The 230-nt window shown below is 71.7% G+C and carries 1 protein-coding gene; it reads left to right on the forward strand.

Annotated elements, in window-relative coordinates; all coding sequences use genetic code 11:
• A partial coding sequence (locus ACQG3P_RS25170) for a UvrD-helicase domain-containing protein (RefSeq protein ID WP_426806563.1) occupies window positions 1-230 on the forward strand: 230 nt, incomplete at both ends.

The raw sequence follows: 230 nt of genomic DNA on the forward strand, positions 1-230 counted from the left end.
CACGCCCTCGACGTTGGTGGCCAAGGCCGCCTACGCCGTCGAGCGCGGCCTGATGGCACCGGACCAGATCGGGATGCTGGCCTTCAACCGCGACGCGGCCGGCGAACTGCAGCAGCGCACCAGCGCCGCCTTCGAGCGGCTGGGCCTGCCTGCCGGCGACGTCACCGGCTGTAAGTTCCACGCGCTCGGTCGGCAGATCATCGGCAAGGTCACCGGGCGCATGCCGGAGG

Source organism: Stenotrophomonas sp. SrG, from assembly GCF_050031795.1.
GTDB lineage: Bacteria > Pseudomonadota > Gammaproteobacteria > Xanthomonadales > Xanthomonadaceae > Stenotrophomonas > Stenotrophomonas rhizophila_A.